A 21939-nucleotide genomic window follows, 5' to 3' on the forward strand; every position below is an offset into this window, starting at 1 on the left:
GCATCGAATCTTGAATTCAGCCGGGCCTTCCGGTGCTCAAGTACCCAAACGAACGCTCCGCTCCTGACGTCCCTAGCTTCATCCAACTGAGCGTTTTGAAAAAACGCACATCGGAAGCATAAGCTTCGGTGCTGAAAATCGACCTTTTTGAACACGCACTTTAATACGGGGGATATAACATCTCTATTGAAAATTAATAGTAATTTTTACGATTTGGTTGACAATTGGGTTTACCTGCTCTTATAATCTTGTTAGTAAAGATTACGATTAATTGAACGGAGCGGATATGGGGAGATGAACATGAACAAGAGAAAGAGAGAGAACAAACTTAACGGTTGGACCTGGAGTGTAACCTCTATATTGTTGGCGGTACTCATCCTGTCGGGGTGCGGAAGTAAATCCGGCGGCAGCATTGTAGAAGGCAAGGTAAACGTCATTACGACCTTCTATCCAATATATGAATTTACGAAGGAAATTGGCGGGGATGACGCCAATGTCGTAAATCTTCTGCCAACGGGCGTGGAGCCGCATGATTGGACACCACGCAGTCAGGATATCGTGAATACTTCCAAGGCCCAGCTGTTTCTTTATAACGGTGCCGGGCTGGAAGGCTGGGTACCCGGATTTTTGAAGGGACTTGATAAAGACACGCAAGTCAAGCCGATTGAAGTCAGTCACGGCATCCAGCTGATTGATGCCGTGGGAGACGATGGTCATGGACACGGGGCAGCAGCTCATGAAGAAGAGCACGATCACAGCCATGAGGAAGGCACCGAAGCAGAGCACGATCACAGCCACGAGGATGGCACCGAAGCAGAGCACGACCATAGCCACGAGGAAGGCACGGAAGAAGACCATGCGGGCCATGAACACGAAGAAGAGTCCGCTGGGACTAGCACCGACACACATCATACGGATCCGCATACATGGGTAAGCCCGAAATCGGCACTGGTCATGGCAGAGAATATCAAGAACAGCCTGGTCGAGGTGGATCCCGAGCATAAGGACGGCTACGAACAGCGCTTTGAAGCCCTGAAAGAGAAGCTGGTTAAACTGGATAACGATTTCACAAGCGAGTTGTCCAAAATGCCGAAAAAAGACATTGTCGTTTCCCACCAGGCGTTTGGCTATCTTTGCCGGGATTATGGCTTGACGCAGCATGCGATTATGGGACTTTCGCCGGACGCGGAGCCCAGAGCGCAGGATATGGTGAACCTCACGAAGACGGTGAAAGAGAAGGAAGTCCAGTATATTTTCTTTGAAGAGCTCGTATCGGATAAACTTGCCAAAACGCTGGCGAATGAAGCGGGCGTAGAAACCTTGGTGTTGAATCCGGTGGAGGGACTGACTAAAGAGCAGGCGAGCGCCGGTGAGAATTATTTCACACTGATGGAGAAAAATTTGCAAAATCTAACGAAGGCTTTACAATAAGGAAGATGGGGGAGCATATCCCCCTCTTCTTTCGTGTTATGGATGTTTATTTATTTTCATATTATAGATAGAAAGATTACAAAGAGAAAGGCGGCCTGATTATGGAGCCGGCAGCACAGGATTGCCACCAACCTATTGTACAAATCAAGGATGTATCCTTTCATTACCGCGAGCAACAGGTGATCAAGGATCTCAATTTCACCATAAAAGAGCGGGACTTTGTAGGTATTGTCGGGTCTAATGGGGCTGGCAAAACCACTTTGCTCCGCATGATCGTTGGATTGCTGCCTGCCGCGGAAGGGTCTATCGAACTCTTCGGTCAGCCGATCCGCAAGTTTCAGGACTGGGAACGCATCGGATACGTTCCGCAGAAAAATTCATTTAATCCGCTGTTCCCGGCCACTGTGCGTGAAGTTGTCATGTCCGGACTATATAATCGGAAGAAAATGTTTCGCCGTTTGAACCGCCTGGACCACCAGAAATGTGAGGACGCTTTGGAAGTGATGCGCATTCAGGATATTGCCGATAAGCGGATCGGTGCTCTGTCCGGGGGACAGCAGCAGCGCGTTTTTCTAGCTCGGGCGCTCATCAATCGTCCGGATCTGCTTATCCTGGACGAGCCTACGATCGGCATTGATGCCGAGACCCAGGCCGGATTCTTTGAATTGATTACCCATATGCATGCCCATCATCACATGACGTTTCTGATGGTCACCCATGATTTGGACATGGTCAAAGACTACCTGGGAGAATCGCCGGTATCGCAGAACGGAAAAATTCAGTTTTTTGTAAGACATTCTCATGACATCGAAAACTGCGCGGAAGTGGATCTGCAGCATTCGCTCGTATAATTTATAGAAACAAGCTTTTTGAAGCAGGAGAAGGGGACGTTATCATTGCTTGATATTTTGTTTAGCGATTTTTTTCAGCGGGCGCTGATCGGAGGGGTTCTGATCGGTATCACGGCCCCGCTTATCGGGATATTCCTTGTGCTGCGCAGGCTGTCCATGATCGGAGATACGTTGTCGCACGTCACGATTGCGGGTGTGGCGCTCGGGTTTCTGATCGAAGTCTATCCGCTTGCCGCAGGACTTGTGTTTGCGGTGCTGGCCTCGTTTGCGATTGAGAAGCTGCGAAAGGCATATAAAAGTTATGCCGAGCTGTCCATCGCCATTATTATGTCTGGCGGCGTTGCGCTTGCTTCGCTGTTTTTCACCCTGGGAATGGGCTATAATACGGATGTTATGAGTTATTTGTTCGGCAGCATCTACACGCTGGATTCCACGGATATTTATATGGTGGGCGGTGTAACCGTCGTTGTGATTGCGGTCGTGGTGATGTTCTTCAAGGAGTTCTTCCTGCTCAGCTTCGAGGAGGATGCGGCCAGCGTGAGCGGCCTGCCTGTCAAAATGATGAACATGATCATTACGGTACTGACGGCGCTTGTCGTAAGCACCGCCATCAAAATTGTGGGTGCGCTTCTGGTGTCCGCATTGCTGGTAATTCCGGTAGCGATCAGTTTATTGCTGGCGAGAAGCTTCCGAAGCTCTATCGTCTTATCGGTGATCATCTCCGAAATTGCCGTTATCGGGGGACTGATGCTTGCGGGCGTATTTAATTTGGCACCGGGCGCGACCATCGTGCTGCTGCTGATCAGCCTGCTTATCATTACGCTTGTCGGCAAAAAGGGCTTTACGACATAAGGGGGTTCTGAAATAAAATGGCTGATATTAATATCGGCATCGCGTTTGCTGCCGGTTTTGCTTCTTTTATATCTCCATGCTGTTTACCGCTGTACCCGTCCTACTTATCTATTATTACAGGCATGTCGGTCAATGACCTGAAGAACGAACAGAACCGCAAGGAGGTCCGATTCCGGACCATGACGCACACACTCGCGTTCATCCTTGGGTTTTCTGCCGTTTATTATACCCTCGGTTGGGGGGCGGGCCTATTCGGGGAGTTCTTCACGGAATATCAGGACCTGATTCGTCAGCTGTCTGCACTGCTTATCATCGTGATGGGACTTATGCTCATTGGCATTTTCCAGCCTAAGTTTCTCATGAAGGACCGGAAATTCAATTTTAAATCCAAACCGACCGGATACATAGGAACATTTCTGTTTGGCATCGGCTTCGCCGCAGGCTGGTCGCCTTGCGTAGGACCGATTTTGACGGCTATTATCGCACTGGCAGCTTCCGATCCGGGAACGTGGTTCCCGCTGATTACCTCCTATTCGCTGGGGTTTGCGGTGCCGTTCTTCATCCTGGCCTTTTTCATCGGCTCCACCCGCTGGATTCTCAAGTATTCAAGCACATTGATGAAGGTCGGCGGCGTTTTGATGATTCTGATGGGGCTTCTGCTCTTCACAGATCAAATGTACAAAATTACGATTTGGCTGCAAGGCATTACGCCGGAATGGCTTAAATTCTAATGGCAGGGGTAAGGCTGGTTCAATTCATAGGTCAATATGGCATAGGATTGGACCAGGACTTGCCAACCGGTCTCAAAAACATGTATCATTACTAGTGCAGGTAAAACAGGTTTTTGCACGGGTTATGTAATTATAGAAAAGAGGGAATAAGATGCCGACACCTAGCATGGAGGATTATTTGGAGCGCATCTACAAGTTGATCGACGAAAAAGGATATGCGCGCGTTTCGGATATTGCCGAAGGCTTGGAGGTTCACCCCTCATCCGTCACGAAGATGATTCAAAAGCTGGACAAAGACGAATATTTGATCTATGAAAAATATCGTGGTTTGGTTTTGACCAGCAAAGGCAAAAAAATGGGCAAACGGCTCATGGAACGTCATCATTTGCTTGAGGAATTCCTTGAGATGATAGGTGTACAGGATGAAAATATTTACAGGGATGTTGAAGGAATCGAGCATCATTTAAGCTGGGATTCCATTACGAGAATTGAGACGCTTGTGGAGTATTTCAAGCGCGATGAGAATCGACTTCAGGATTTGCGTGACGTTCATAATGAATTAGTCAACGAATCGTAATGTGGCATCTGTCCGCTTGTGACAGATGCTTTTTTAAACTGAACCGTCATATTTCTAGTGTTATCATAATAAGTTAGATTACCTGCAAATTTCATATTTTCGGAGGATTAATAGAAATGAAGCTTCGTAGATGGTTGTTGGTACTGATCCTGTTACTATTGTGTCTCCCGTCGGTGGTCCCAACTGCGCAAGCGAAGGCAGCTCGCATTAGTATTCAGTTGGACGGTGTAACCTTAAACAGTGACGTATCCCCTTACATATTGCCCAAGGTCCATGTAACCATGGTGCCTACGCGAATTATCAGTGAAGGCCTGGGCGCTTCGGTCGCTTGGAATCAGAAGTCAAAGACGGTAACGATCGGGATGGACGGTTCGAGTCTGCAATTGACTTCCGGCAGCAAAACCGCGCTTGTGAACGGTTCATCCGTAGCTCTGGATGCATCGGTTGAACTTAAGAACGGCCGGGTTATGGTTCCGCTGCGGTTTATCAGCGAGAATCTGGGCGTGCAAGTCGAATGGAACCAAGCGGCACAGCGTATCTCGCTGACCACAGGCACGGACGTCGTTCCACCGCCGGTATCGACGGGGGATGAGGTCAGAGGGGCCTGGATATCCACGGTGTTTAATCTGGATTGGCCGAAAACAAAGACCAGCGCAGAACAGCAAAAGGCATCTTACATCGCCTTGCTGGATTCACTCCAGGACGTTGGCATCAATACCGTGTACGTGCAGGTACGTCCGGCTGGCGATGCCTTGTATCCTTCATCTATAGTGCCATGGTCAAAGGTGCTGACAGGCATTCAAGGAGCGGATCCGGGGTATGATCCGGTAGCTTTCATGGTAGAGGAAACGCATAAACGGAATATGGAGTTTCACGCATGGTTCAATCCTTTCCGGGCAAACACCGATATTTTGACAGCATCGCTCGATCCGTCCCATGTTGCGCTCAGCCACCCCGATTGGATCGTGAACACGGGTAAGCAGCTGTACATCAATCCAGGGATCCCGGAAGCTCGGCAGCATATCATCGACACCATAATGGAGGTCGTGAACGGATACGATATTGACGGTATTCACCTGGATGATTACTTTTACCCATCCAATACGGTCTTCAACGATGATGCGGCATACCGCCAATACAATCAAGGTGCGTATTCCAACCTTGCGGACTGGCGCCGTGGAAATATCAATGCATTTGTACAATCGCTCGGAGAGAGCATACACCGTGTGAAACCTAGTGTTGAATACGGAATCAGTCCTTTCGGCGTATGGCGAAACCAATCCGTGGATAAGACGGGATCGGATACAAAAGCGGGTGTGACGGCTTATGACAGCATGTATGCCGATGTGAGGGCCTGGATTCAGAATGGCTGGATCGATTACGTAGCTCCGCAAATCTACTGGAGCATGAGTAACCCTGCCGCCGATTATGATAAGCTGGTTGACTGGTGGGTCAGTGAAGTACAAGGAACCGGCGTAGACCTTCTGATCGGTCATGCGCCCTACAAACTGGGAACCAGTGAGATCGGTTGGCAGAGCGCAGCGGAAATCATCAATCAACTGAAGTACAATCAGAATTATGCCGAGGTTAAAGGCAGCATCTTCTTTAGAGCAGAGAATATTTTAAGCAATCCGTTAGGCATTAAAGATCAATTGCAATCATATTATAGATAAATCGGCACGTCCTATAGGTATGAAACATCCCCCGCGCTCATACATAGTCATTAGACCATGTGAGGCGGGGGATTTTATATGCAAATCAATGCGGTATTTGAAGGCGGGGGAGTCAAAGGAATCTCGCTTGCCGGGGCTGTCAAGGCGGCGGAGAATGCCGGCATGGAATTCAGCCGCGTTGCCGGAACGTCCTCCGGATCCATCGTGGCATCCGTGCTGGCAGCAGGCTACAGAGCAGACGAGATCAAGCGCATTATCGAGGAGACGCCTTTTCATTCGTTTCTCCAGCGAGCACCGATCTTTAATACAAAGTTTATCGGTCCTGCCTTGCGGGTGTTGATTAAGAAGGGGCTGTACTCCGGAGAAGCCCTGGAGAACTGGATTCGGGAAATCCTGCTTGCCAAAGGGATCTTTACTTTCTCGGACATCCCGGCAGGCAAGCTATATATTGTGGCATCCGACATTACGAATGGAAGGCTGCTGGTGCTTCCGGATGACCTTCGCCAATATGGCATAAACCCTGCAACATTTCCCGTGGCCAAGGCTGTACGCATGAGCTGCAGCATCCCTTATTTTTTCGATCCTGTCATTCTTCGTTTATTGGGCAGGGCCGCTAAGGGGAAATCGTTCGGGGAACAGTTTGTTTACATCGTGGATGGTGGGCTGCTGAGCAACTTTCCGTTATGGCTATTTGATCGTGAGTCGAAGGGAGGACCCAAGCCGCTGCCGGTGCTTGGCTTTCAGATGGTCGGGAAAAATACGAACTTACCCCATCTGATCGAAGGCCCGTTCGGCATGTTAACCGCCATGTTTGAGACGATGCTTTCCGCTCACGATGAACGTTATATTGAACAGCAAAATCGCAATCGAACGATCAAAATTCCGACGCTGGGCATTGGCACCACTCATTTTAATCTGACGAAGGAAGAAAGTGAGAATTTGTATAATTCGGGATTAACGGCGGGTACGATGTTTTTCGCCCGCTGGCAATCCGAACATTAAAAAACCGTCCAGCCGGCATGAGTTTGCACGGTTGGACGGTTTTCTTGTTAATGATATTTAGGAACATCATCCGATGGGTCGGTTTTTCCTTTTTGCCCATCGATGACTTGAAACGGGTACTGTTTACGTTTTGCAGTTGGACTGCTTTTCCGTACGGTGCTGTTTTTTGCCGCCAGCTTTGCTGCCGTTCGCTTGGAAGGCTTCACTTTGGGCCGCTTGTTAAAGCGGCGGGGCGGGAACTTGTAGAGCACATACACGACAGCAACAATAATTAGAGGAATCACAATATTCATTCTTGATCCAGGGTCTAACAGGAATACCAGTAGCCCTATGGCGGCTAACGTAATCGCCGTCCAAAAAATGATCGCATGCCTTCTCATGGATTATCACCCTTTCGCGGGATCCAGCACACTTCCTGTCACAGATTGGTGAACTGTAACATTCTCGTATTGAGCATCTAACTCACGCATTCTGTTAAAGGATGCGATGGATACTTCAACTTGATCATCAGTAGGTTCCTTCGTCGTTAGAAGCTGCAGCCACAGACCGGGATACCCGAGGAAACGGAGTACCGGCATGTCTCGCATGGCATTGGTAAGTTTCAGGAACTCAAAGGAAACGCCAAGCACGACCGGAAGAAGCGCGATTCTTTGAATGACCCGTTGCGTCATGGTATCCCATGGCACTACCGAGTAGACGACAACGCCGAGAACGATGGTCAGCATCATGAAGCTGCTGCCGCAGCGATAATGCAGTCGTGTATATTTCTGAACGTTCTTCACCGTCAACTCTTCGCCAGCTTCAAATGCGCTGATGACTTTGTGTTCGGCACCGTGGTACTGGAACAGTCTTTTAATGACAGGTGTCTGGGAGATCGCCCATAAATATACGAGGAGCAGTATTAATTTAATTACGCCTTCAATCAGGTTATGCACAATATAGTGATCAAATGTATCGCCAAAAAAGAAATCCTCTACAAAAACAGGAACGAGTGTAAACAGCAGCTTGCCGAATACAAAAGAGAGCACGCTGACGGCGGCCACACCGATGATCATGCTTAAACTCCAGCCTGAGTCTTCTTTCTCCTTCTGTTTCTCACGTTCTTCCGGCTCCAGGGTATCGTCAGCATATGCATCCGCAGAGTAATTCAAATGTTTGGAACCTTTGATTGTGGAATCTATGAGACTGACGATGCCGCGAAGAAGCGGAATCTTTCGCAGCTTCCGAACCCATGTCTTGTCTTCGCGAGGCACCTCGAGAAACTTGATTTCGTTATTTTTACGCCGCACGGCCGTCACATTCACATGCTTTCCGCCGAACATAACGCCTTCGATCACAGCTTGGCCTCCATAGCTGATCGGGGTTGACTTATCGGACAACCAGTTCACCCTCCCTGACATGTTATTCGTTCTATGAACTATTGTATCGAATTTTGAAAGTAATTTCTAGTTGGATTAGGCGCAGGGGAACCGGAGCATACTACTTTGAGAGAAGAACGGAGCAACAGCAGTACTTCGATGACTTAGAGAGGAGAATGATGAGATGCACGAACATCGATTTCGACAGCAGAACCAGATTACTAATCCATTTTCGTTTGCCTTGGAGCTGGGCTATTATGCGGGTCTGATCTGGGGGGGCGTATTCTGGATATTTTACTGGCTAAAATTCACGAAGGTGCTGCCGGGCTTTTTGCTGGAGCCATTCTTCAAGCATGAGTTCCTCCAGACGGCAGCCGGCCAAATTGCCGGTTGGCTGTCCTTCATCGCGTTTTCCGTCATTGTTTCCCTCATTTACGTCGCCTTGTTCAGGAAGCTGAAGGGCCCATGGCCCGGGATTGCTTACGGAATCATATGGTGGGCGATGCTGTTCGTCGCGCTCAATCCATGGCTTCGGCTGACGGACCCGGTGAAGAAGCTGTCTTGGGATACAAACATCTCTGAGGTTTGTATTTTTATATTATGGGGACTATTTATCGGTTATACGATTGCGCAGGAATTCACGGACGAGAAACTGCGCGAACCGAAGAAGGTGACGGGCTAGGCAAGAAAAACTTCTCAACCCTATGCCGCCTATGGTAAAATAGCTTTTGGTTATTTGACGAAAAGGTGGGAAGCCCTATGAAATCCATATGGGTGATAAACGGACCGAACTTAAACCTGCTCGGCTTCCGTGAACCGGGCATTTATGGTTCACTCAGCCTGCAGGCGATCGAAGATAATTTGCGTAAACAGGCGGATCTCGCCGGTATCGGTATTACCTTCTATCAGTCTAATCATGAGGGTGCTATCATCGACCGTATTCATGAAGCTATTGGACAGGCGGACGGCATACTACTTAACCCGGGAGCATTGACCCACTACAGCTACGCTGTACGTGATGCGATCAGTTCTGCCAGAATTCCGACAGTGGAAGTTCATCTATCGAACATTCATGCCAGGGAGGAATTTCGTCATACCTCCGTCATCGCACCTGTTGCTGTCGGACAAATCGCGGGTTTTGGCGCAGCGAGTTACACACTGGGCTTGTCGGCCCTTTTGCAAGTCCTGAACGACCAAGAAGGATAGCTACTTTGATCAGATATTAGAAAGCTTATAACCGAAAGGCTGCTTTTTGCTATCAAAAGAATTACAGCTAACCTTAACTGGCCCCTTAGAAATGCGTCGAAGATGTTTTTCTTGTGCCGGCTTGGGAAATGGGTGAGAGGAGAGGTTAGAATGAGTAACAAACGAGTGGTTAAACTGCGCGAGAAACTTCAGGCCAAAGGCTTAACGGCTATGCTGGTTGCAAGCCCGATCAACCGCAGATATTTGACAGGCTTTACCGGGTCTGCCGGCTATGTGCTGATCACACGGGATAATGCCTATCTGTTGACGGATTTCCGCTATATGACTCAAGCACCGCAGCAAGCCGTCGGCTTCCAAGTGGTTGAGCATGGACCGAAGGTGATGGAGACGGTCAAGGATTTGCTATCTTCCGAGGGAATTACATCGCTTGGATTTGAACAGGACCACGTTACATACGGCGTATTTTCCACCTATTCGGAACAGCTCGCGCCAATGAGCCTGGTGCCGGTTTCAGGTCTTGTAGAGGATCTGCGTATATTCAAGGATGCGGAAGAATTGAGCATTATGCAGCGGGCTGCCGATTTGGCCGATCAAACGTTCAGCCAGGTGCTGACGATTCTGGCTGCCGGCAAAACGGAGCGGGAAATCGACCTGGAGATGGAAATGTTCATGCGCAAGCATGGCGCAACCTCGTCCTCCTTTGACACGATTGTCGCTTCCGGCGAGCGCTCGGCTCTTCCGCACGGCGTTGCCAGCGAGCGTGTCATTCAAGGGAACGAATTCGTTACGTTTGATTTCGGTGCGCTGCTTGACGGATACTGCTCCGATCTCACGAGAACCGTTGCGCTGGGAAGTCCTGATCCTAAACTGAAGGAGATCTATGATATCGTGCTCGAGGCGCAGCTTCATGCACTGGATCATATTAAACCCGGCATGACAGGACGCGAGGCAGACGCCTTAACTCGTGATATAATTACCCGTTATGGATACGGGGAATATTTTGGTCACAGCACGGGGCATGGATTGGGTATGGAGGTTCACGAATCTCCGAGACTGTCCAAACTGAGTGATGATGTGCTGCAGCCGGGTATGGTTGTAACGGTGGAGCCGGGCATTTACTTGCCTGGGCTTGGCGGTGTCCGTATTGAAGATGATATCGTCATCACGGAATCGGGTATTCATATACTAACAAGCTCGTCCAAAGACTACACTGTGCTTTAAGAGGCTGATCAACAAGGCAGCTTTTTGAACTTGTGCTTTAGGAAGATGATGTACTATATTAATTAGACCGCATCCTTAGGAGGGAATCTTAGTGATTTCAGTTAACGATTTTAAAACAGGCTTGACCGTAGAAGTAGATGGCGATATATTCACCGTTTTGGATTTTCAGCACGTAAAGCCCGGTAAAGGCGCAGCTTTCGTACGTTCCAAATTGAAAAACCTTCGCAATGGCAACACTGTTGAGAAGACGTTCCGTGCAGGTGAAACGATTGGCCGCGCGATCATTGACAATCGTGGTGTGCAGTATCTTTACGCCAGCGGTCAAGAGCATGTATTCATGGATAACGAAACTTACGATCAGTTCAGCTTGACCAGCGAGCAGTTGGAATGGGAGCTGAACTTCCTGAGAGAGAACATGAATGTAAATATCATCAGCTACCAAGGGGAAATCCTTGGGATCAACCTGCCTAACAGCGTTGAGCTGAAAGTTGTTGAAACCGAGCCAGGAATCAAAGGCAACACGGCAACGGGCGCAACGAAGAGTGCGAAAGTGGAGACCGGCCTGAATGTACAAGTACCGCTGTTCATTAATGAAGACGATGTGCTTCTGATCGATACGCGAGAAGGTAAATACATCTCCCGTGCATAGTAGGCTTTAACGGGACCCTTCAACGATTGATGGGGTGCCAATATCTTCTAAACAACGAGACTCCTGTACGTATGTACGGGAGTTTTTTTGCGATGGGCCAAAGCCGGGGCGATGATCCCGAGTTCTTTTTGCCTTGAAGCCCTTGACGGAATGACTCACTTTCGTATTATACTGTTTTAAAGTGAGAAACCACCTGAATGCTGTTACATACTGATATTAGTGGGGAGTGAAAGAAGCATTGTCACTGTACGTCATGAAATTCGGAGGCAGCTCTGTAGGGGATACAGAACGTATGAAACGCGTTGCCAGAAGAATTGTAGAGAAACAAGATGAAGGTCATCAATGTGTAGTCGTGGTGTCTGCTATGGGGGATACGACAGACGATCTAATTGACCAGGCGAAGCTCCTGAACGAGAATCCACCGGCACGGGAAATGGATATGCTGATGACCACGGGAGAGCAGATATCCATGTCGCTGCTATCCATGGCCATTCATGGTCTCGGACGCAAGGCAATGTCTCTTACCGGCTGGCAGGCGGGGTTCCGTACGGAAGCGGTCCATGGTAAAGCCCGCATTACGGATATTAGGCCAGAACGCGTGCATAAAGCGCTTGACGAAGGGAATGTCGTCATTGTAGCGGGATTCCAGGGAATGTCCGAAGACGGAGAGATTACGACGCTTGGACGCGGGGGATCTGATACCACTGCGGTTGCTCTTGCGGCTGCCATTCAAGCGGATGTATGTGAAATATATACGGATGTGGACGGGATTTACTCCACAGATCCGCGGGTTGTCAAATGCGCGCGGAAGTTGAAGGAGATTTCCTATGACGAGATGCTGGAGTTAGCCAATCTGGGTGCAGCTGTTCTTCACCCGCGCGCGGTTGAGTATGCGAAGCATAATCAAGTCAAGCTTGTCGTCAGATCCAGCTTTAATCATAATGAGGGTACGGTTGTTAAGGAGGAAACAAGCATGGAGCAAGGTGTGGTTGTCAGCGGTATTGCATTTGACAAGAATGTGGCGAGAATCAGTATTCTGGGCGTTTCCGATACGCCAGGCGTTTTGGCCCAAGTGTTCGGAGAGCTTGCGAAAGAAGCGATTGATGTTGATATTATCGTACAGAGCGGTGTCCAGAACGGCGAAGCAGACTTTTCCTTTACCGTTTCCTTGGCCGACCGGGAGCGTGCGTTGTCGGTTATTGAACAGATCCGCGGCCAAATTCCGTATCGTGACGTTACCTCGGAAGACCATCTTGTGAAGGTATCGATTGTTGGCGCTGGAATGGTCAGCCACCCGGGTGTGGCGGCACAAATGTTTGATGTGATCTCCCGGCAGGGGGTCAGCATCAAAATGGTCAGCACGTCCGAGATCAAAGTATCCTGCGTCATTGAAGGAACCAATCTGGAAGGTGTGGTACAAGCGCTTCATACCGCATACGGACTGGATACGGATCAGCAGGCTTCCGTTGGCGGGCCGCAGGTTCGTCGATAACCTGCCCTGTATGTAATCATTTTCTGCAATCATATCGATATTAAATAGAGTTAATCCCGGTCTATATCGACCGGGATTTTTTGCGTTGTCCGAAAGATTCAACGTTCGCTTCTATGAAATTAAAAAAATAGAGATAAAACGAGAGTGCCTCGCATATTTTTAAACATCACACATGTAAACAAGGAAGAAGGAGGATATATAGCATGCTGGACAAGTTTGTCGCTAGTATGGCCACGCTTCGGTTTTTCTCCGGCAGTCTCGAGATTGTGGCGGCCATCATCATGCTGCGCCTGAATCAAGTCGATAAAGCGCTGGCTGTGAATTCCGCCCTGGCTTTCATGGGCCCGCTGATCTTGATTCTGACAACAACGATCGGGCTTGTGGGTATGGCGGATAAATTGTCGTGGGGGAAGATCGGCTGGATTTTGTGCGGCGTTTCCTGTCTCTTATACGGCGTTCTAAAAAAATGATAGATTCGCTGCATATTTTTCAGGTACAAGCATACACATGGGATATGAAGTTCTCTTATTAGAAAGATGATCAAAAAGGACAACCTGGGGGAAATTGATATGACATTGAATTGGTTAGACCTGTTTCCCGAGACCGTAAAACGAATGCTGCTGAACCTGTCGAATGAGCTTCTCGATCATGTGGAGGAGGTACGTATCCGGGAGGAACGTCCGCTGGAGATTAATTCGGCGGGCAAGCATCATTTTCTGGACCGGCGAGGCGGGCTTACATTGCGGCCTGATGAAGCGTATAAGCCGACGCGTGAAGATACCCATAGGTTGCTGGATCTAATCAGTAACCATTCCCTCTACACCATGGAAGAGGAACTGCGAAAAGGGTTTATCACGATACCTGGGGGCCATCGGGTCGGGCTCACCGGCCGGACGATCCTCAGCGGTGGTAAGGTTGAACACATTCGGGATATTAGCGGATTTAATGTTCGGATTGCCAAGGAAGTTCAGGGAGCGGCGGATGACATCCTCCCGCACTTACTCGACCGGAAACGGAAAAGGGTGATGCACTCGCTGATCTTATCCCCGCCTCAGCAAGGCAAGACAACGCTGCTCAGGGATCTGGCAAGGCAGATCAGTTACGGCAAGTGGGGGAATTCGGCCGTGCATTGGCCGGGAATGAAGGTAGGCATCATCGACGAACGTTCTGAAATCGCCGGTTGTTTGCGCGGAGTGCCTGGATTCGATGTAGGTCCGCGTACGGATGTGCTGGATGGTTGTCCGAAAGCTGAAGGGATGATGATGATGCTCCGTTCGATGTCCCCGGATGTGTTGATTGTGGACGAGATCGGTCGGCCAGAGGATGCGGAAGCCGTCATTGAAGCCTTGCATGCGGGAATCAGCGTGATTGCAACGGCACATGGCTCGTCCATACAAGATATGCGCGGGCGGCCGGCACTCGCCGGTCTTCTGGAGAACCGGATGTTTGAGATGTATGCCGTTCTTAACAGAACGGGCGACCACAGATCATACAAGCTGTATGACGGAGGTCAGCGAACGCTTCAGACGGCTTCCGTCGGTCCGCCGGGCGGTGATGCCTATGCTTAAACTGGTCGGGGCTGTGCTCGTGCTGGGAGCTGGAACTTTAGCCGGATTTTTTCAGGCCCAGCAATTCGCAGCAAGACCCAGGCAGCTGCGAGAACTTATTCTCGCGCTTCAACGGCTGGAAACGGAGATCAGCTACGGTTTGACGCCGTTACCCGATGCGCTGGAGCGAATTGGCGATTCCCTTCGTGAACCGCTCAGATCATTATTTGCCTCAGCCGCGCTTTACATGAGACCCGACTACGGGTTATCCGCACAGGACAGCATCCGCAAGGCACTGGGCGAGTACTGGAAACGAACATCGATGAAAAATGCCGAGCGTGAGGTGTTGGAGCAGCTAAGCGGCGTTCTTGGCACCAGTGACAGGCAGGACCAGATCAAACATATCGCTCTGGCCGTAGGACAGCTCAAGCATGAAGAAGCAGCGGCAAGGGATGACCAGGTCAAATATGAAAAGATGAGCAAAAGTCTGGGACTGCTCATTGGAGCATTGATCGTCATTTTGATCTTTTAGCGAGGTGCCAAGGGAAATGAACATTGAAGTGAACGCCATCTTCCAGATTGCCGGTATTGGGATCATCATTGCCATGATTCATACCGTCCTGAAACAGATGGGGAAAGAGGATATGGCACATTGGGTAACCCTTATCGGGTTTGTGGTTGTGCTGTTTATGGTCGTCAGACTGCTTGACGATTTGCTCAAGGAAATCAAAAGTATTTTTCTATTCCAGTAGGTGGACTTTTATGGAAATTATCCAGGTGGTAGGACTGGGCATCATCGCTACCGTGCTGATCTTGGTTGTCAAGGAACAGAAGCCGCTTTTTGCCTTTCTTCTCGCTGTGGCGACCTCGCTTCTCATCTTCCTGTTCCTGATCGGGAAGATTGGAAATGTCTTATCCATGCTGGAAGATTTGGCGGAGAACTCCGGTGTCCAGATCATTTATCTGAAGACCGTTCTGAAAATAATCGGAATTGCCTATATTGCGGAGATGGGAGCCCAGATCGTACGAGATGCCGGACAGGAATCGATTGCATCCAAAATAGAACTGGCGGGAAAAGTGCTCATATTGGTGCTCGCTGTACCGATTATCGGGATCATCATTGAGACGGTCCTGAAGCTCCTCCCGGCTTGAAAAAGGTGGGGGGACATGGTTACAGGAGCAATACTTCGAAAGGGCTTGGCCGTGTTTCGTCTACTGATCCTGATGTTGTTTATGTCCGGATGGTTCTACGGAACGATAAGCGCGGCTGCCGCGGCAAATCCGGCCGATGAGTGGGTAGAGCAGCAGACGCAGCAGCTGCCGACAGACCAGGTCGAGAAATACTGGGACCGGCTCATGAAGGATTACGGCGGATTCTTCCCGGATGGAAAGACGCCGTCCCTGATGGATATGCTGCTGCCGGGCGGTGACGGTCTTAGCTTCAAAGGGGTTATGTCCGGTATCGGAAAATATTTGTGGCACGAGGTTCTCTATAACGGCAAGCTGCTGGCAACCATTGTGATGCTGAGCATTATGAGTCTGATCCTTGAGAATCTGCAGACGGCTTTTGAAAAAAGCACCGTGAGTCGGGTTGCCTATACCATCTGTTACATGGTTGTCCTGGTCATTGCCGTTAATAGCTTCAGCATCGCAATTGGATATGCCCGGGATGCCATTACCCAAATGATTGATTTCATGATGGCGATGCTTCCCTTACTCTTTGCACTGATGGCTTCGATGGGAAATGTCGTGACCGTCTCGGTGGCTCATCCGCTGGTCATCTTCATGGTACATACGGTAGGCACGCTGATCAGCACGATTGTGTTTCCGCTTCTGTTCTTCTCGGCTCTGCTGCATCTGGTTAGTTCGCTATCCGAAAAGTACAAGCTGACTCAGCTTGGCAACCTGCTGCGAGGTGTCTCGATGGGTGTTCTGGGCGTGCTCCTTACCGTGTTCCTGGGTGTTATCTCGGTCCAAGGACTTACTAGCTCGGTTACGGACGGCGTAACGATCCGGGCAGCCAAATACGTAACCGGCAATTTCGTTCCGGTAGTCGGCAAGATGTTCGCAGATGCAACGGATACCGTGATCTCGGCCTCATTGCTCGTTAAGAATTCAATCGGGCTGGCGGGGGTCATCATTATTTTGTTCCTATGCGCATTCCCTGCGATCAAGATCTTGACGCTTGCCTTGATATATAACGTCGCGGCAGCCGTTATGCAGCCGCTCGGAGACACTCCGATCGGCACCTGCCTGCAGACGATTGGAAAGACGATGCTGTATGTTTTTGCAGCCTTAGCCGCAGTCAGTATGATGTTCTTCCTGGCCATAACGATTCTGCTCACGGCAGGCAACATTACCGTCATGATGAGGTGAGGCAGAACATAGAAGGCGGCTAATGCTTAGGAGGAATGACGAATGGACTGGCTTGGAGGTTGGTTGAAAAGCGTCATCATGGTGGTTCTCTTTGCAGCCTTCGTTGATTTAATACTGCCCGGCAAGGCGCTTGAACGTTACGCCAGATTAGTCCTGAGCCTGTTGATTCTGCTTACGCTGCTTAGCCCGATTATCACATTGATTACGGATCCCCCCGAGAATCAGCTGGCGATGGAGCTGGAGCGACAGGAGAAGGGTCTGCCGGAAGAGGTTCAGCTGGAGCATATTCTGGCACAGGCCGAGAAGCTGAAGGAAACGCAGCAGAGTCAAAGCCTTCAGTGGGCAGGCAACGAATTAGCCCGGGTGATGAAAGAAGAGATTGCGGCAGAAACGGGGGAAGCGGTTCAGGAGGTCAAGGTGGTGCTGGCTGCCGCTGCCGGACCGGACAAGGGATATGCAGGCGCTACGATACGCTCCGTTGACGTAAAGCTGGTTGGAGGTGAATCGGAAAATGCAGAGGTAGAGAATAGCGATGATAAGCAGCCCATCGGTATAGAGCCTGTGGATTCCGTTCAGGTGAATGTTGAATCCATGCAGTCGGAACAAGATGGGAAGGCTGCGGCGAAAGAGAATGCAGAAGCAGTCAGCAAGGCCGAAGAAGCAAGAGCAGAGCCGGTTCGGGATTACATTAGCCGCCGATGGGATTTGGAGCCGGATCTGATCACGATATATATGCCAGGGCAGGAGCAGGATAAAAAGCTGTAGCGGAGGTGAGGATGATGGGAAATTGGTTGAAGCGGTTGGAGCAATGGCTTGGTGGAGGAGCTGGCGGAGCAAGAAAAATGCAAACCTTCAGGTGGTTGATCATTCTTGGTCTGATCGGCGTCGCGATCATGCTGTTCAACTCCTTCGTCAATGTGAAGAAGCTGGATCATGAGAATATCGGTCGCGAGCCGCCGCCGGAGACGGCTGCGGTCTCAACGACCCAAGGCGGGACTTCAACCAGCGGCGGCGGTGAGTTTGAAAGTATCGAGCAGGATTTTGAAATGCGCACCAAAACGATGCTGGAACAGATTGTTGGGGTGGGGTCCGTCGATGTCATGGTGACTGTGGAATCGACAGAAGAACTGGTCGTCCAGCGTGACATGAAAGATACCCAGGAACTGACGGAGGAAACCGATGCTAACGGAGGTAAGCGCCATGTAACAAGTTATCAGCGTGATGGCCAGATTGTCACCTATGAATCCTCCGGGGAAGAAACGCCGATCGTCACCAAGAAGATCAAACCTCAAGTCCGGGGGGTGCTCGTCGTAGCCAAAGGAGCCGAGAATGAAGTTGTAAAGAGTTTGATCGTCGATGCGATCCAGCGAGGCCTCAATGTCCCGTCCTATCGTATATCCGTTGTCCCGCGTAAACAGGAATAACCGCAGCCAATCGAATGATCCGATCATTCGTGCCAAGGTTTTCATTTAAAGGAGGAAACGTTCAAATGAATAACAAAAGACAAACCATATGGTTAGTATCCATGCTTAGTTTAATGGTCATCCTGTCAGCTTACTACTTATTCACCGACGATTCGGGAACGAAAGCGCCGCCGGTTGCCGAGAGCACGCAAGTGGACGGTCAGAAGCCAGGCGCCGGACAAGAAGCAAACGGAACTGCAGGTACGGGCGACGAGCTGGTTGTGAACGAAGTGCTTGAAGAAGGTACTGACGGCGATTCCGGAGCCAATGAGCAAGGGACTGGAACGAGCGATACAGGCGCGGCCGGCACAGAAGATCCTGCAGAAGCAACACAGGGTGAGCAAGGGGATCAAGGAAAAGCCAGCGGCGAAGCCGGCAAAACGGAAGAGCCGGAAGTGAAGGAATCCCCAGAGGGAGCCGAGAATTCCAAAGACGCTAGCAGCACAGGCAAAGAGGGAACCGAGGAGTCCAAAGACACAAGCAGCGCCACGAATGGTAAGAAATCCGATGAAGAAGTGCTGGAGCAAGTGGCTGCCAATGCATCATCTGCAGAAGCCCAGTTGGAGTCCTATAAATTGGACCGCTCACAAAAAAACATGAAATTATACGATGAGTTAATGACAAAAATCGACAATCATGAGAATAAGCCGGAGCAAACAGCTCAAGCTACCGAGCAGCTGAAAGCGGCCGAAGCGAAAGAGGAAGTGATTCTCAGCATCGAGGAAGCGCTGCAGCAGCAATACGGCAACGCCGTTGTGAAGGAAGAGAGCGAGAAGTATAATGTGGTCGTTCTGAGTGAGAAACTCGATGCCAAAGGTGCAGCCGGCATTGTGAGTCTTGTAATGAAGGAATTGAAGGTTTCGCCGGATAAAGTTACCGTTCAATATGTTGCGCCATAACCTTGTCAGCAGATTTCAACATAAATCACGGTTATACTATAAACCCGAAAGAGTCTAAGGATTGCCTTGGGCTCTTTCTATTTCGCTCGATTGTGATATAATACTCTAAGCTATTGACTGACTGTCCTAAGCAAGGGCTTCCAAGAAAGTGAAGGAGTGAACGTCGATAATGTTTAAATTAAACGAGATCAAGGAACTTATTAAGCTGGTGGATCAAACTTCCGTGCATGAGCTGGAAATTGAGAGCGAAGGTACACGCTTATCCATTAAGAAACCCAACGCAGCCGAGGTTGTTAACAACTATCAGGCAGCGCCGCAAACGTACATTCCGGCACAGCAAGTGATGGCACCACAGATCGCACAGCCGAATACGGCGAATCAAGCACCTGCAGCGGCACCACAGCAGGATTCAGTGGAGGATAGCAACAGCTCATTACATAAAATCGTATCACCGATGGTAGGAACCTTCTATCGTTCCCCATCACCTGAGGCTGGGCCGTTTGTCAGTCCCGGGGACAAGGTGACAGAAAAATCGACGGTCTGCATCATTGAGGCCATGAAACTGATGAATGAACTGGAAGCAGAGATCAAAGGCGAAATCGTAGAGGTTCTCGCGCAGAACGGTCAACTTGTAGAATTCGGGCAGCCTCTGTTTCTGGTGAAACCGGAGTAATATGGAGGGACTCGCCAAGAACGAGAGTCGCAAGAGTCCGAAGGAGGTTACTGCATGACATTTCAAAAAGTGCTTATCGCGAACCGGGGAGAGATTGCCGTTCGTATCATCCGGGCTTGCCGGGAACTCGGCATCGCAACCGTTGCCGTATATTCGGAGCCGGACCGGGAATCCCTGCATGTTCGCCTGGCGGATGAGGCCTATTGCATCGGCCCTACGTTATCGAAAGACAGCTATTTGAATTTCACCAATATCATGAGCGTTGCCACACTGACCGAGTGTGACGCCATTCATCCCGGTTACGGCTTTTTGGCCGAGAACGCGGATTTCGCGGAAATTTGTGAATCCTGCAACATTACCTTTATCGGTCCTTCCGCTGACGCGATCAACCGTATGGGAGATAAGGCTGTTGCGAAGCAGACGATGAAGGATGCAGGTGTTCCGGTTATTCCGGGATCCGACGGATTGGTCGAGGATCTGAACGAAGCCGTTATGCTTGCCCGTGATATCGGATATCCCGTCATTATCAAAGCTACTGCAGGTGGCGGAGGTAAGGGAATTCGGATCGCCGAGGATGAAGAATCGCTGGTTAAACAGATTACAAACGCACAGCAGGAAGCCCAGAAGGCCTTCGGCAATGCAGGCGTATATCTGGAGAAATATCTGACCGGCATGAAGCATGTAGAGATTCAAATTATCGCCGACAAACATGGCAACGCCGTGCATCTCGGGGAGCGTGACTGTTCTGTGCAGCGCCGGAGACAAAAGCTTGTTGAGGAAGCTCCTTGTCCGGTGCTAAGTGAAGAGGTACGCAGCCGGATGGGCGAAGCCGCCGTTCGCGCCGCGAAGGCCGTTAATTATTCCGGTGCAGGTACGCTTGAATTTTTGCTCGGCCAGGACGGTCAGTTCTACTTCATGGAGATGAACACGCGGATTCAGGTGGAGCATCCGGTGACCGAGATGGTGACCGGGGTTGATCTGATTCAGGAAATGATCTCCGTTGCGGAGGGCAACACGCTTTCTTTCACTCAAGAGGAAGTCGTTATTAATGGCTGGTCCATTGAGTGTCGGATTAATGCCGAGAATCCGGACAAGGGCTTTATGCCTGCCCCTGGAACCATTCAGTTCTATTTGCCTCCAGGAGGTCCTGGCGTGCGGGTAGACAGTGCGGCGTATCCAGGTTATACCATTTCGCCTTATTATGATTCGATGATTGCCAAGCTGATTGTATGGGCGCCGACCCGCGATGAAGCCATCGCGAAGATGAAGCGCGCTTTGGGTGAATTCGAGATTGAAGGGATCTATTCAACCATCCCGTTCCATCAGAAACTGATGAACCATCCTACCTTCTTGAAGGGTGACTTCGATATTAAATTTTTGGAAGAAAATGAGATTTGAAACCTTTGGCCAAGTTTGTCATAAACTTGGCCAAATGGTATAGTATGAGTAATAAGAGCGCATGCCTTATGCAGTTCGGGTGCATCCGCTAACTTATTCCGAAAGGTGTGTTGAGACAATGGCGGAAACTTTGCCTACAGAATTTGAACGTACAGATATCGGTGAGATTCAGATTGCACCGGAGGTTATTGAAGTCATCGCTGGACTTGCTACGGTAGAAGTACGTGGGGTTGCAGGGATGAGCGGAGGCTTTGCAGGCGGCATTGCCGAATTGCTCGGACGCAAGAATTTATCCAAGGGTGTCAAAGTGGAAGTTGGACAACGGGAAGCTGCTGTTGACGTATCCGTCATCGTGGAGTATGGCCATCGTCTTCCTGAAGTAGCCGGAGAAATCCAGCGCAACGTGAAACGTTCGATTGAGAATATGACAGGGCTTACGGTGATTGAAGTCAATGTACATATTCATGATGTCCATTTCATGAAATCCGTAGAGAAGACGGAAGAATTGGATCTGGCTCAACGCGTGAAATAGAATAGTTT

Annotated in this window: 26 protein-coding genes; 24 read left to right on the plus strand and 2 right to left on the minus strand. The window is 49.8% G+C overall.

Going from position 1 to position 21939, the window contains the following annotated elements; translation table 11 throughout:
- The first annotated feature begins 300 nt into the window (after positions 1–300).
- The 7 genes from OHJ21_RS02735 to OHJ21_RS02765 all read left to right on the plus strand — a co-directional run bounded on the left by OHJ21_RS02735 (position 301) and on the right by OHJ21_RS02765 (position 7117).
- Positions 301–1431, plus strand: a complete 1131-nt coding sequence (locus tag OHJ21_RS02735) for a metal ABC transporter solute-binding protein, Zn/Mn family (RefSeq protein ID WP_100536220.1) — start codon at positions 301–303, stop codon at positions 1429–1431.
- 101 nt (positions 1432–1532) lie between these two features.
- Positions 1533–2282 (plus strand): metal ABC transporter ATP-binding protein, encoded by a 750-nt coding sequence (locus tag OHJ21_RS02740; protein ID WP_100536221.1) that lies wholly within the window; start codon positions 1533–1535, stop codon positions 2280–2282.
- A gap of 45 nt (positions 2283–2327) precedes the next feature.
- A complete protein-coding gene (locus OHJ21_RS02745; protein ID WP_100536222.1) occupies positions 2328–3134 on the plus strand; it encodes a metal ABC transporter permease in 807 nt (268 codons plus the stop codon).
- Between the two features lie 17 nt (positions 3135–3151).
- Positions 3152–3865, plus strand: a complete 714-nt coding sequence (locus OHJ21_RS02750; protein WP_100536223.1) for a cytochrome c biogenesis CcdA family protein — start codon at positions 3152–3154, stop codon at positions 3863–3865.
- Positions 3866–4016: 151 nt separating this feature from the next.
- The gene (mntR, locus tag OHJ21_RS02755; RefSeq protein ID WP_009591262.1) at positions 4017–4442 is read left to right on the plus strand and encodes a transcriptional regulator MntR; all 426 of its coding nucleotides are present in this window, start codon (positions 4017–4019) and stop codon (positions 4440–4442) included.
- 116 nt (positions 4443–4558) lie between these two features.
- Positions 4559–6115, plus strand: a complete 1557-nt coding sequence (locus OHJ21_RS02760) for a family 10 glycosylhydrolase (RefSeq protein WP_100536224.1) — start codon at positions 4559–4561, stop codon at positions 6113–6115.
- 78 nt (positions 6116–6193) lie between these two features.
- Positions 6194–7117, plus strand: a complete 924-nt coding sequence (locus OHJ21_RS02765; RefSeq protein WP_100536225.1) for a patatin-like phospholipase family protein — start codon at positions 6194–6196, stop codon at positions 7115–7117.
- A gap of 47 nt (positions 7118–7164) precedes the next feature.
- Here the strand turns inward: OHJ21_RS02765 and OHJ21_RS02770 are convergent, their stop codons facing one another.
- Positions 7165–7497: a hypothetical protein gene (locus OHJ21_RS02770; RefSeq protein WP_100536226.1), complete on the minus strand. Its 333-nt coding sequence runs from the start codon at positions 7495–7497 to the stop codon at positions 7165–7167.
- Between the two features lie 6 nt (positions 7498–7503).
- The gene (locus tag OHJ21_RS02775; protein ID WP_100536227.1) at positions 7504–8496 is read right to left on the minus strand and encodes a DUF1385 domain-containing protein; all 993 of its coding nucleotides are present in this window, start codon (positions 8494–8496) and stop codon (positions 7504–7506) included.
- A gap of 163 nt (positions 8497–8659) precedes the next feature.
- Here OHJ21_RS02775 and OHJ21_RS02780 point away from each other — a divergent pair, with 163 nt between their 5' ends.
- From OHJ21_RS02780 to OHJ21_RS02860, 17 genes are all read left to right on the plus strand, one after another.
- On the plus strand, positions 8660–9157 hold the full coding sequence (locus OHJ21_RS02780; protein WP_100536228.1) for a YqhR family membrane protein: 498 nt from the start codon (positions 8660–8662) through the stop codon (positions 9155–9157).
- Between the two features lie 77 nt (positions 9158–9234).
- Positions 9235–9681: a type II 3-dehydroquinate dehydratase gene (gene aroQ, locus OHJ21_RS02785; protein WP_098742943.1), complete on the plus strand. Its 447-nt coding sequence runs from the start codon at positions 9235–9237 to the stop codon at positions 9679–9681.
- 150 nt (positions 9682–9831) lie between these two features.
- The gene (locus OHJ21_RS02790; RefSeq protein WP_100536229.1) at positions 9832–10902 is read left to right on the plus strand and encodes a M24 family metallopeptidase; all 1071 of its coding nucleotides are present in this window, start codon (positions 9832–9834) and stop codon (positions 10900–10902) included.
- Between the two features lie 91 nt (positions 10903–10993).
- Positions 10994–11551: an elongation factor P gene (efp, locus tag OHJ21_RS02795; protein WP_076320870.1), complete on the plus strand. Its 558-nt coding sequence runs from the start codon at positions 10994–10996 to the stop codon at positions 11549–11551.
- A 238-nt stretch (positions 11552–11789) separates the two neighbouring features.
- Complete coding sequence (locus OHJ21_RS02800; protein ID WP_100536230.1) at positions 11790–13043, plus strand: aspartate kinase; 1254 nt, start codon at positions 11790–11792, stop codon at positions 13041–13043.
- Positions 13044–13246: 203 nt separating this feature from the next.
- Entirely contained in the window at positions 13247–13513 is a 267-nt protein-coding gene (locus OHJ21_RS02805) for a YqhV family protein (protein WP_071223843.1), read from the plus strand.
- A 99-nt stretch (positions 13514–13612) separates the two neighbouring features.
- Entirely contained in the window at positions 13613–14611 is a 999-nt protein-coding gene (gene spoIIIAA, locus OHJ21_RS02810) for a stage III sporulation protein AA (RefSeq protein ID WP_100536231.1), read from the plus strand.
- Positions 14604–15122 (plus strand): stage III sporulation protein SpoIIIAB, encoded by a 519-nt coding sequence (gene spoIIIAB / locus OHJ21_RS02815; RefSeq protein WP_100536232.1) that lies wholly within the window; start codon positions 14604–14606, stop codon positions 15120–15122. The genes spoIIIAA and spoIIIAB overlap by 8 nt, the downstream gene beginning before the upstream one ends.
- Positions 15123–15138: 16 nt before the next feature.
- Positions 15139–15342, plus strand: coding sequence for a stage III sporulation protein AC (gene spoIIIAC / locus OHJ21_RS02820; RefSeq protein WP_007129715.1), 204 nt, complete (start codon positions 15139–15141; stop codon positions 15340–15342).
- A 10-nt stretch (positions 15343–15352) separates the two neighbouring features.
- The gene (gene spoIIIAD, locus OHJ21_RS02825) at positions 15353–15742 is read left to right on the plus strand and encodes a stage III sporulation protein AD (protein ID WP_071223846.1); all 390 of its coding nucleotides are present in this window, start codon (positions 15353–15355) and stop codon (positions 15740–15742) included.
- 15 nt (positions 15743–15757) lie between these two features.
- Positions 15758–16966, plus strand: coding sequence for a stage III sporulation protein AE (gene spoIIIAE / locus OHJ21_RS02830; RefSeq protein WP_100536233.1), 1209 nt, complete (start codon positions 15758–15760; stop codon positions 16964–16966).
- Between the two features lie 42 nt (positions 16967–17008).
- A complete protein-coding gene (gene spoIIIAF, locus OHJ21_RS02835; RefSeq protein WP_100536234.1) occupies positions 17009–17731 on the plus strand; it encodes a stage III sporulation protein AF in 723 nt (240 codons plus the stop codon).
- Between the two features lie 14 nt (positions 17732–17745).
- Positions 17746–18390, plus strand: a complete 645-nt coding sequence (spoIIIAG, locus tag OHJ21_RS02840; RefSeq protein WP_207797445.1) for a stage III sporulation protein AG — start codon at positions 17746–17748, stop codon at positions 18388–18390.
- 65 nt (positions 18391–18455) lie between these two features.
- Positions 18456–19328, plus strand: coding sequence for a SpoIIIAH-like family protein (locus OHJ21_RS02845; protein WP_100536236.1), 873 nt, complete (start codon positions 18456–18458; stop codon positions 19326–19328).
- Between the two features lie 169 nt (positions 19329–19497).
- A complete protein-coding gene (accB, locus tag OHJ21_RS02850; protein ID WP_100536237.1) occupies positions 19498–20001 on the plus strand; it encodes an acetyl-CoA carboxylase biotin carboxyl carrier protein in 504 nt (167 codons plus the stop codon).
- 54 nt (positions 20002–20055) lie between these two features.
- Complete coding sequence (gene accC / locus OHJ21_RS02855) at positions 20056–21399, plus strand: acetyl-CoA carboxylase biotin carboxylase subunit (protein ID WP_100536238.1); 1344 nt, start codon at positions 20056–20058, stop codon at positions 21397–21399.
- Between the two features lie 118 nt (positions 21400–21517).
- A complete protein-coding gene (locus OHJ21_RS02860; RefSeq protein ID WP_009591235.1) occupies positions 21518–21931 on the plus strand; it encodes an Asp23/Gls24 family envelope stress response protein in 414 nt (137 codons plus the stop codon).
- The last annotated feature ends 8 nt before the right edge of the window (positions 21932–21939 follow it).

Origin of the sequence: Virgibacillus sp. LDC1 (assembly GCF_025792345.1) — a bacterium.
Classification (GTDB): Bacteria; Bacillota; Bacilli; order Paenibacillales; family Paenibacillaceae; genus Paenibacillus_AQ; species Paenibacillus_AQ lautus.

Coding starts and splice junctions, on each gene's coding strand:
- OHJ21_RS02735 (WP_100536220.1), top strand. CDS start 301: ATGAACAAGAGAAAGAGAGAGAACAAACTTAACGGTTGGACCTGGAGT.
- OHJ21_RS02740 (WP_100536221.1), top strand. CDS start 1,533: ATGGAGCCGGCAGCACAGGATTGCCACCAACCTATTGTACAAATCAAG.
- OHJ21_RS02750 (WP_100536223.1), top strand. CDS start 3,152: ATGGCTGATATTAATATCGGCATCGCGTTTGCTGCCGGTTTTGCTTCT.
- mntR (WP_009591262.1), top strand. CDS start 4,017: ATGCCGACACCTAGCATGGAGGATTATTTGGAGCGCATCTACAAGTTG.
- OHJ21_RS02760 (WP_100536224.1), top strand. CDS start 4,559: ATGAAGCTTCGTAGATGGTTGTTGGTACTGATCCTGTTACTATTGTGT.
- OHJ21_RS02765 (WP_100536225.1), top strand. CDS start 6,194: ATGCAAATCAATGCGGTATTTGAAGGCGGGGGAGTCAAAGGAATCTCG.
- OHJ21_RS02770 (WP_100536226.1), bottom strand. CDS start 7,497: ATGAGAAGGCATGCGATCATTTTTTGGACGGCGATTACGTTAGCCGCC.
- OHJ21_RS02780 (WP_100536228.1), top strand. CDS start 8,660: ATGCACGAACATCGATTTCGACAGCAGAACCAGATTACTAATCCATTT.
- aroQ (WP_098742943.1), top strand. CDS start 9,235: ATGAAATCCATATGGGTGATAAACGGACCGAACTTAAACCTGCTCGGC.
- OHJ21_RS02790 (WP_100536229.1), top strand. CDS start 9,832: ATGAGTAACAAACGAGTGGTTAAACTGCGCGAGAAACTTCAGGCCAAA.
- OHJ21_RS02805 (WP_071223843.1), top strand. CDS start 13,247: ATGCTGGACAAGTTTGTCGCTAGTATGGCCACGCTTCGGTTTTTCTCC.
- spoIIIAA (WP_100536231.1), top strand. CDS start 13,613: ATGACATTGAATTGGTTAGACCTGTTTCCCGAGACCGTAAAACGAATG.
- spoIIIAB (WP_100536232.1), top strand. CDS start 14,604: ATGCTTAAACTGGTCGGGGCTGTGCTCGTGCTGGGAGCTGGAACTTTA.
- spoIIIAC (WP_007129715.1), top strand. CDS start 15,139: ATGAACATTGAAGTGAACGCCATCTTCCAGATTGCCGGTATTGGGATC.
- spoIIIAD (WP_071223846.1), top strand. CDS start 15,353: ATGGAAATTATCCAGGTGGTAGGACTGGGCATCATCGCTACCGTGCTG.
- spoIIIAE (WP_100536233.1), top strand. CDS start 15,758: ATGGTTACAGGAGCAATACTTCGAAAGGGCTTGGCCGTGTTTCGTCTA.
- spoIIIAF (WP_100536234.1), top strand. CDS start 17,009: ATGGACTGGCTTGGAGGTTGGTTGAAAAGCGTCATCATGGTGGTTCTC.
- spoIIIAG (WP_207797445.1), top strand. CDS start 17,746: ATGGGAAATTGGTTGAAGCGGTTGGAGCAATGGCTTGGTGGAGGAGCT.
- OHJ21_RS02845 (WP_100536236.1), top strand. CDS start 18,456: ATGAATAACAAAAGACAAACCATATGGTTAGTATCCATGCTTAGTTTA.
- accB (WP_100536237.1), top strand. CDS start 19,498: ATGTTTAAATTAAACGAGATCAAGGAACTTATTAAGCTGGTGGATCAA.
- accC (WP_100536238.1), top strand. CDS start 20,056: ATGACATTTCAAAAAGTGCTTATCGCGAACCGGGGAGAGATTGCCGTT.
- OHJ21_RS02860 (WP_009591235.1), top strand. CDS start 21,518: ATGGCGGAAACTTTGCCTACAGAATTTGAACGTACAGATATCGGTGAG.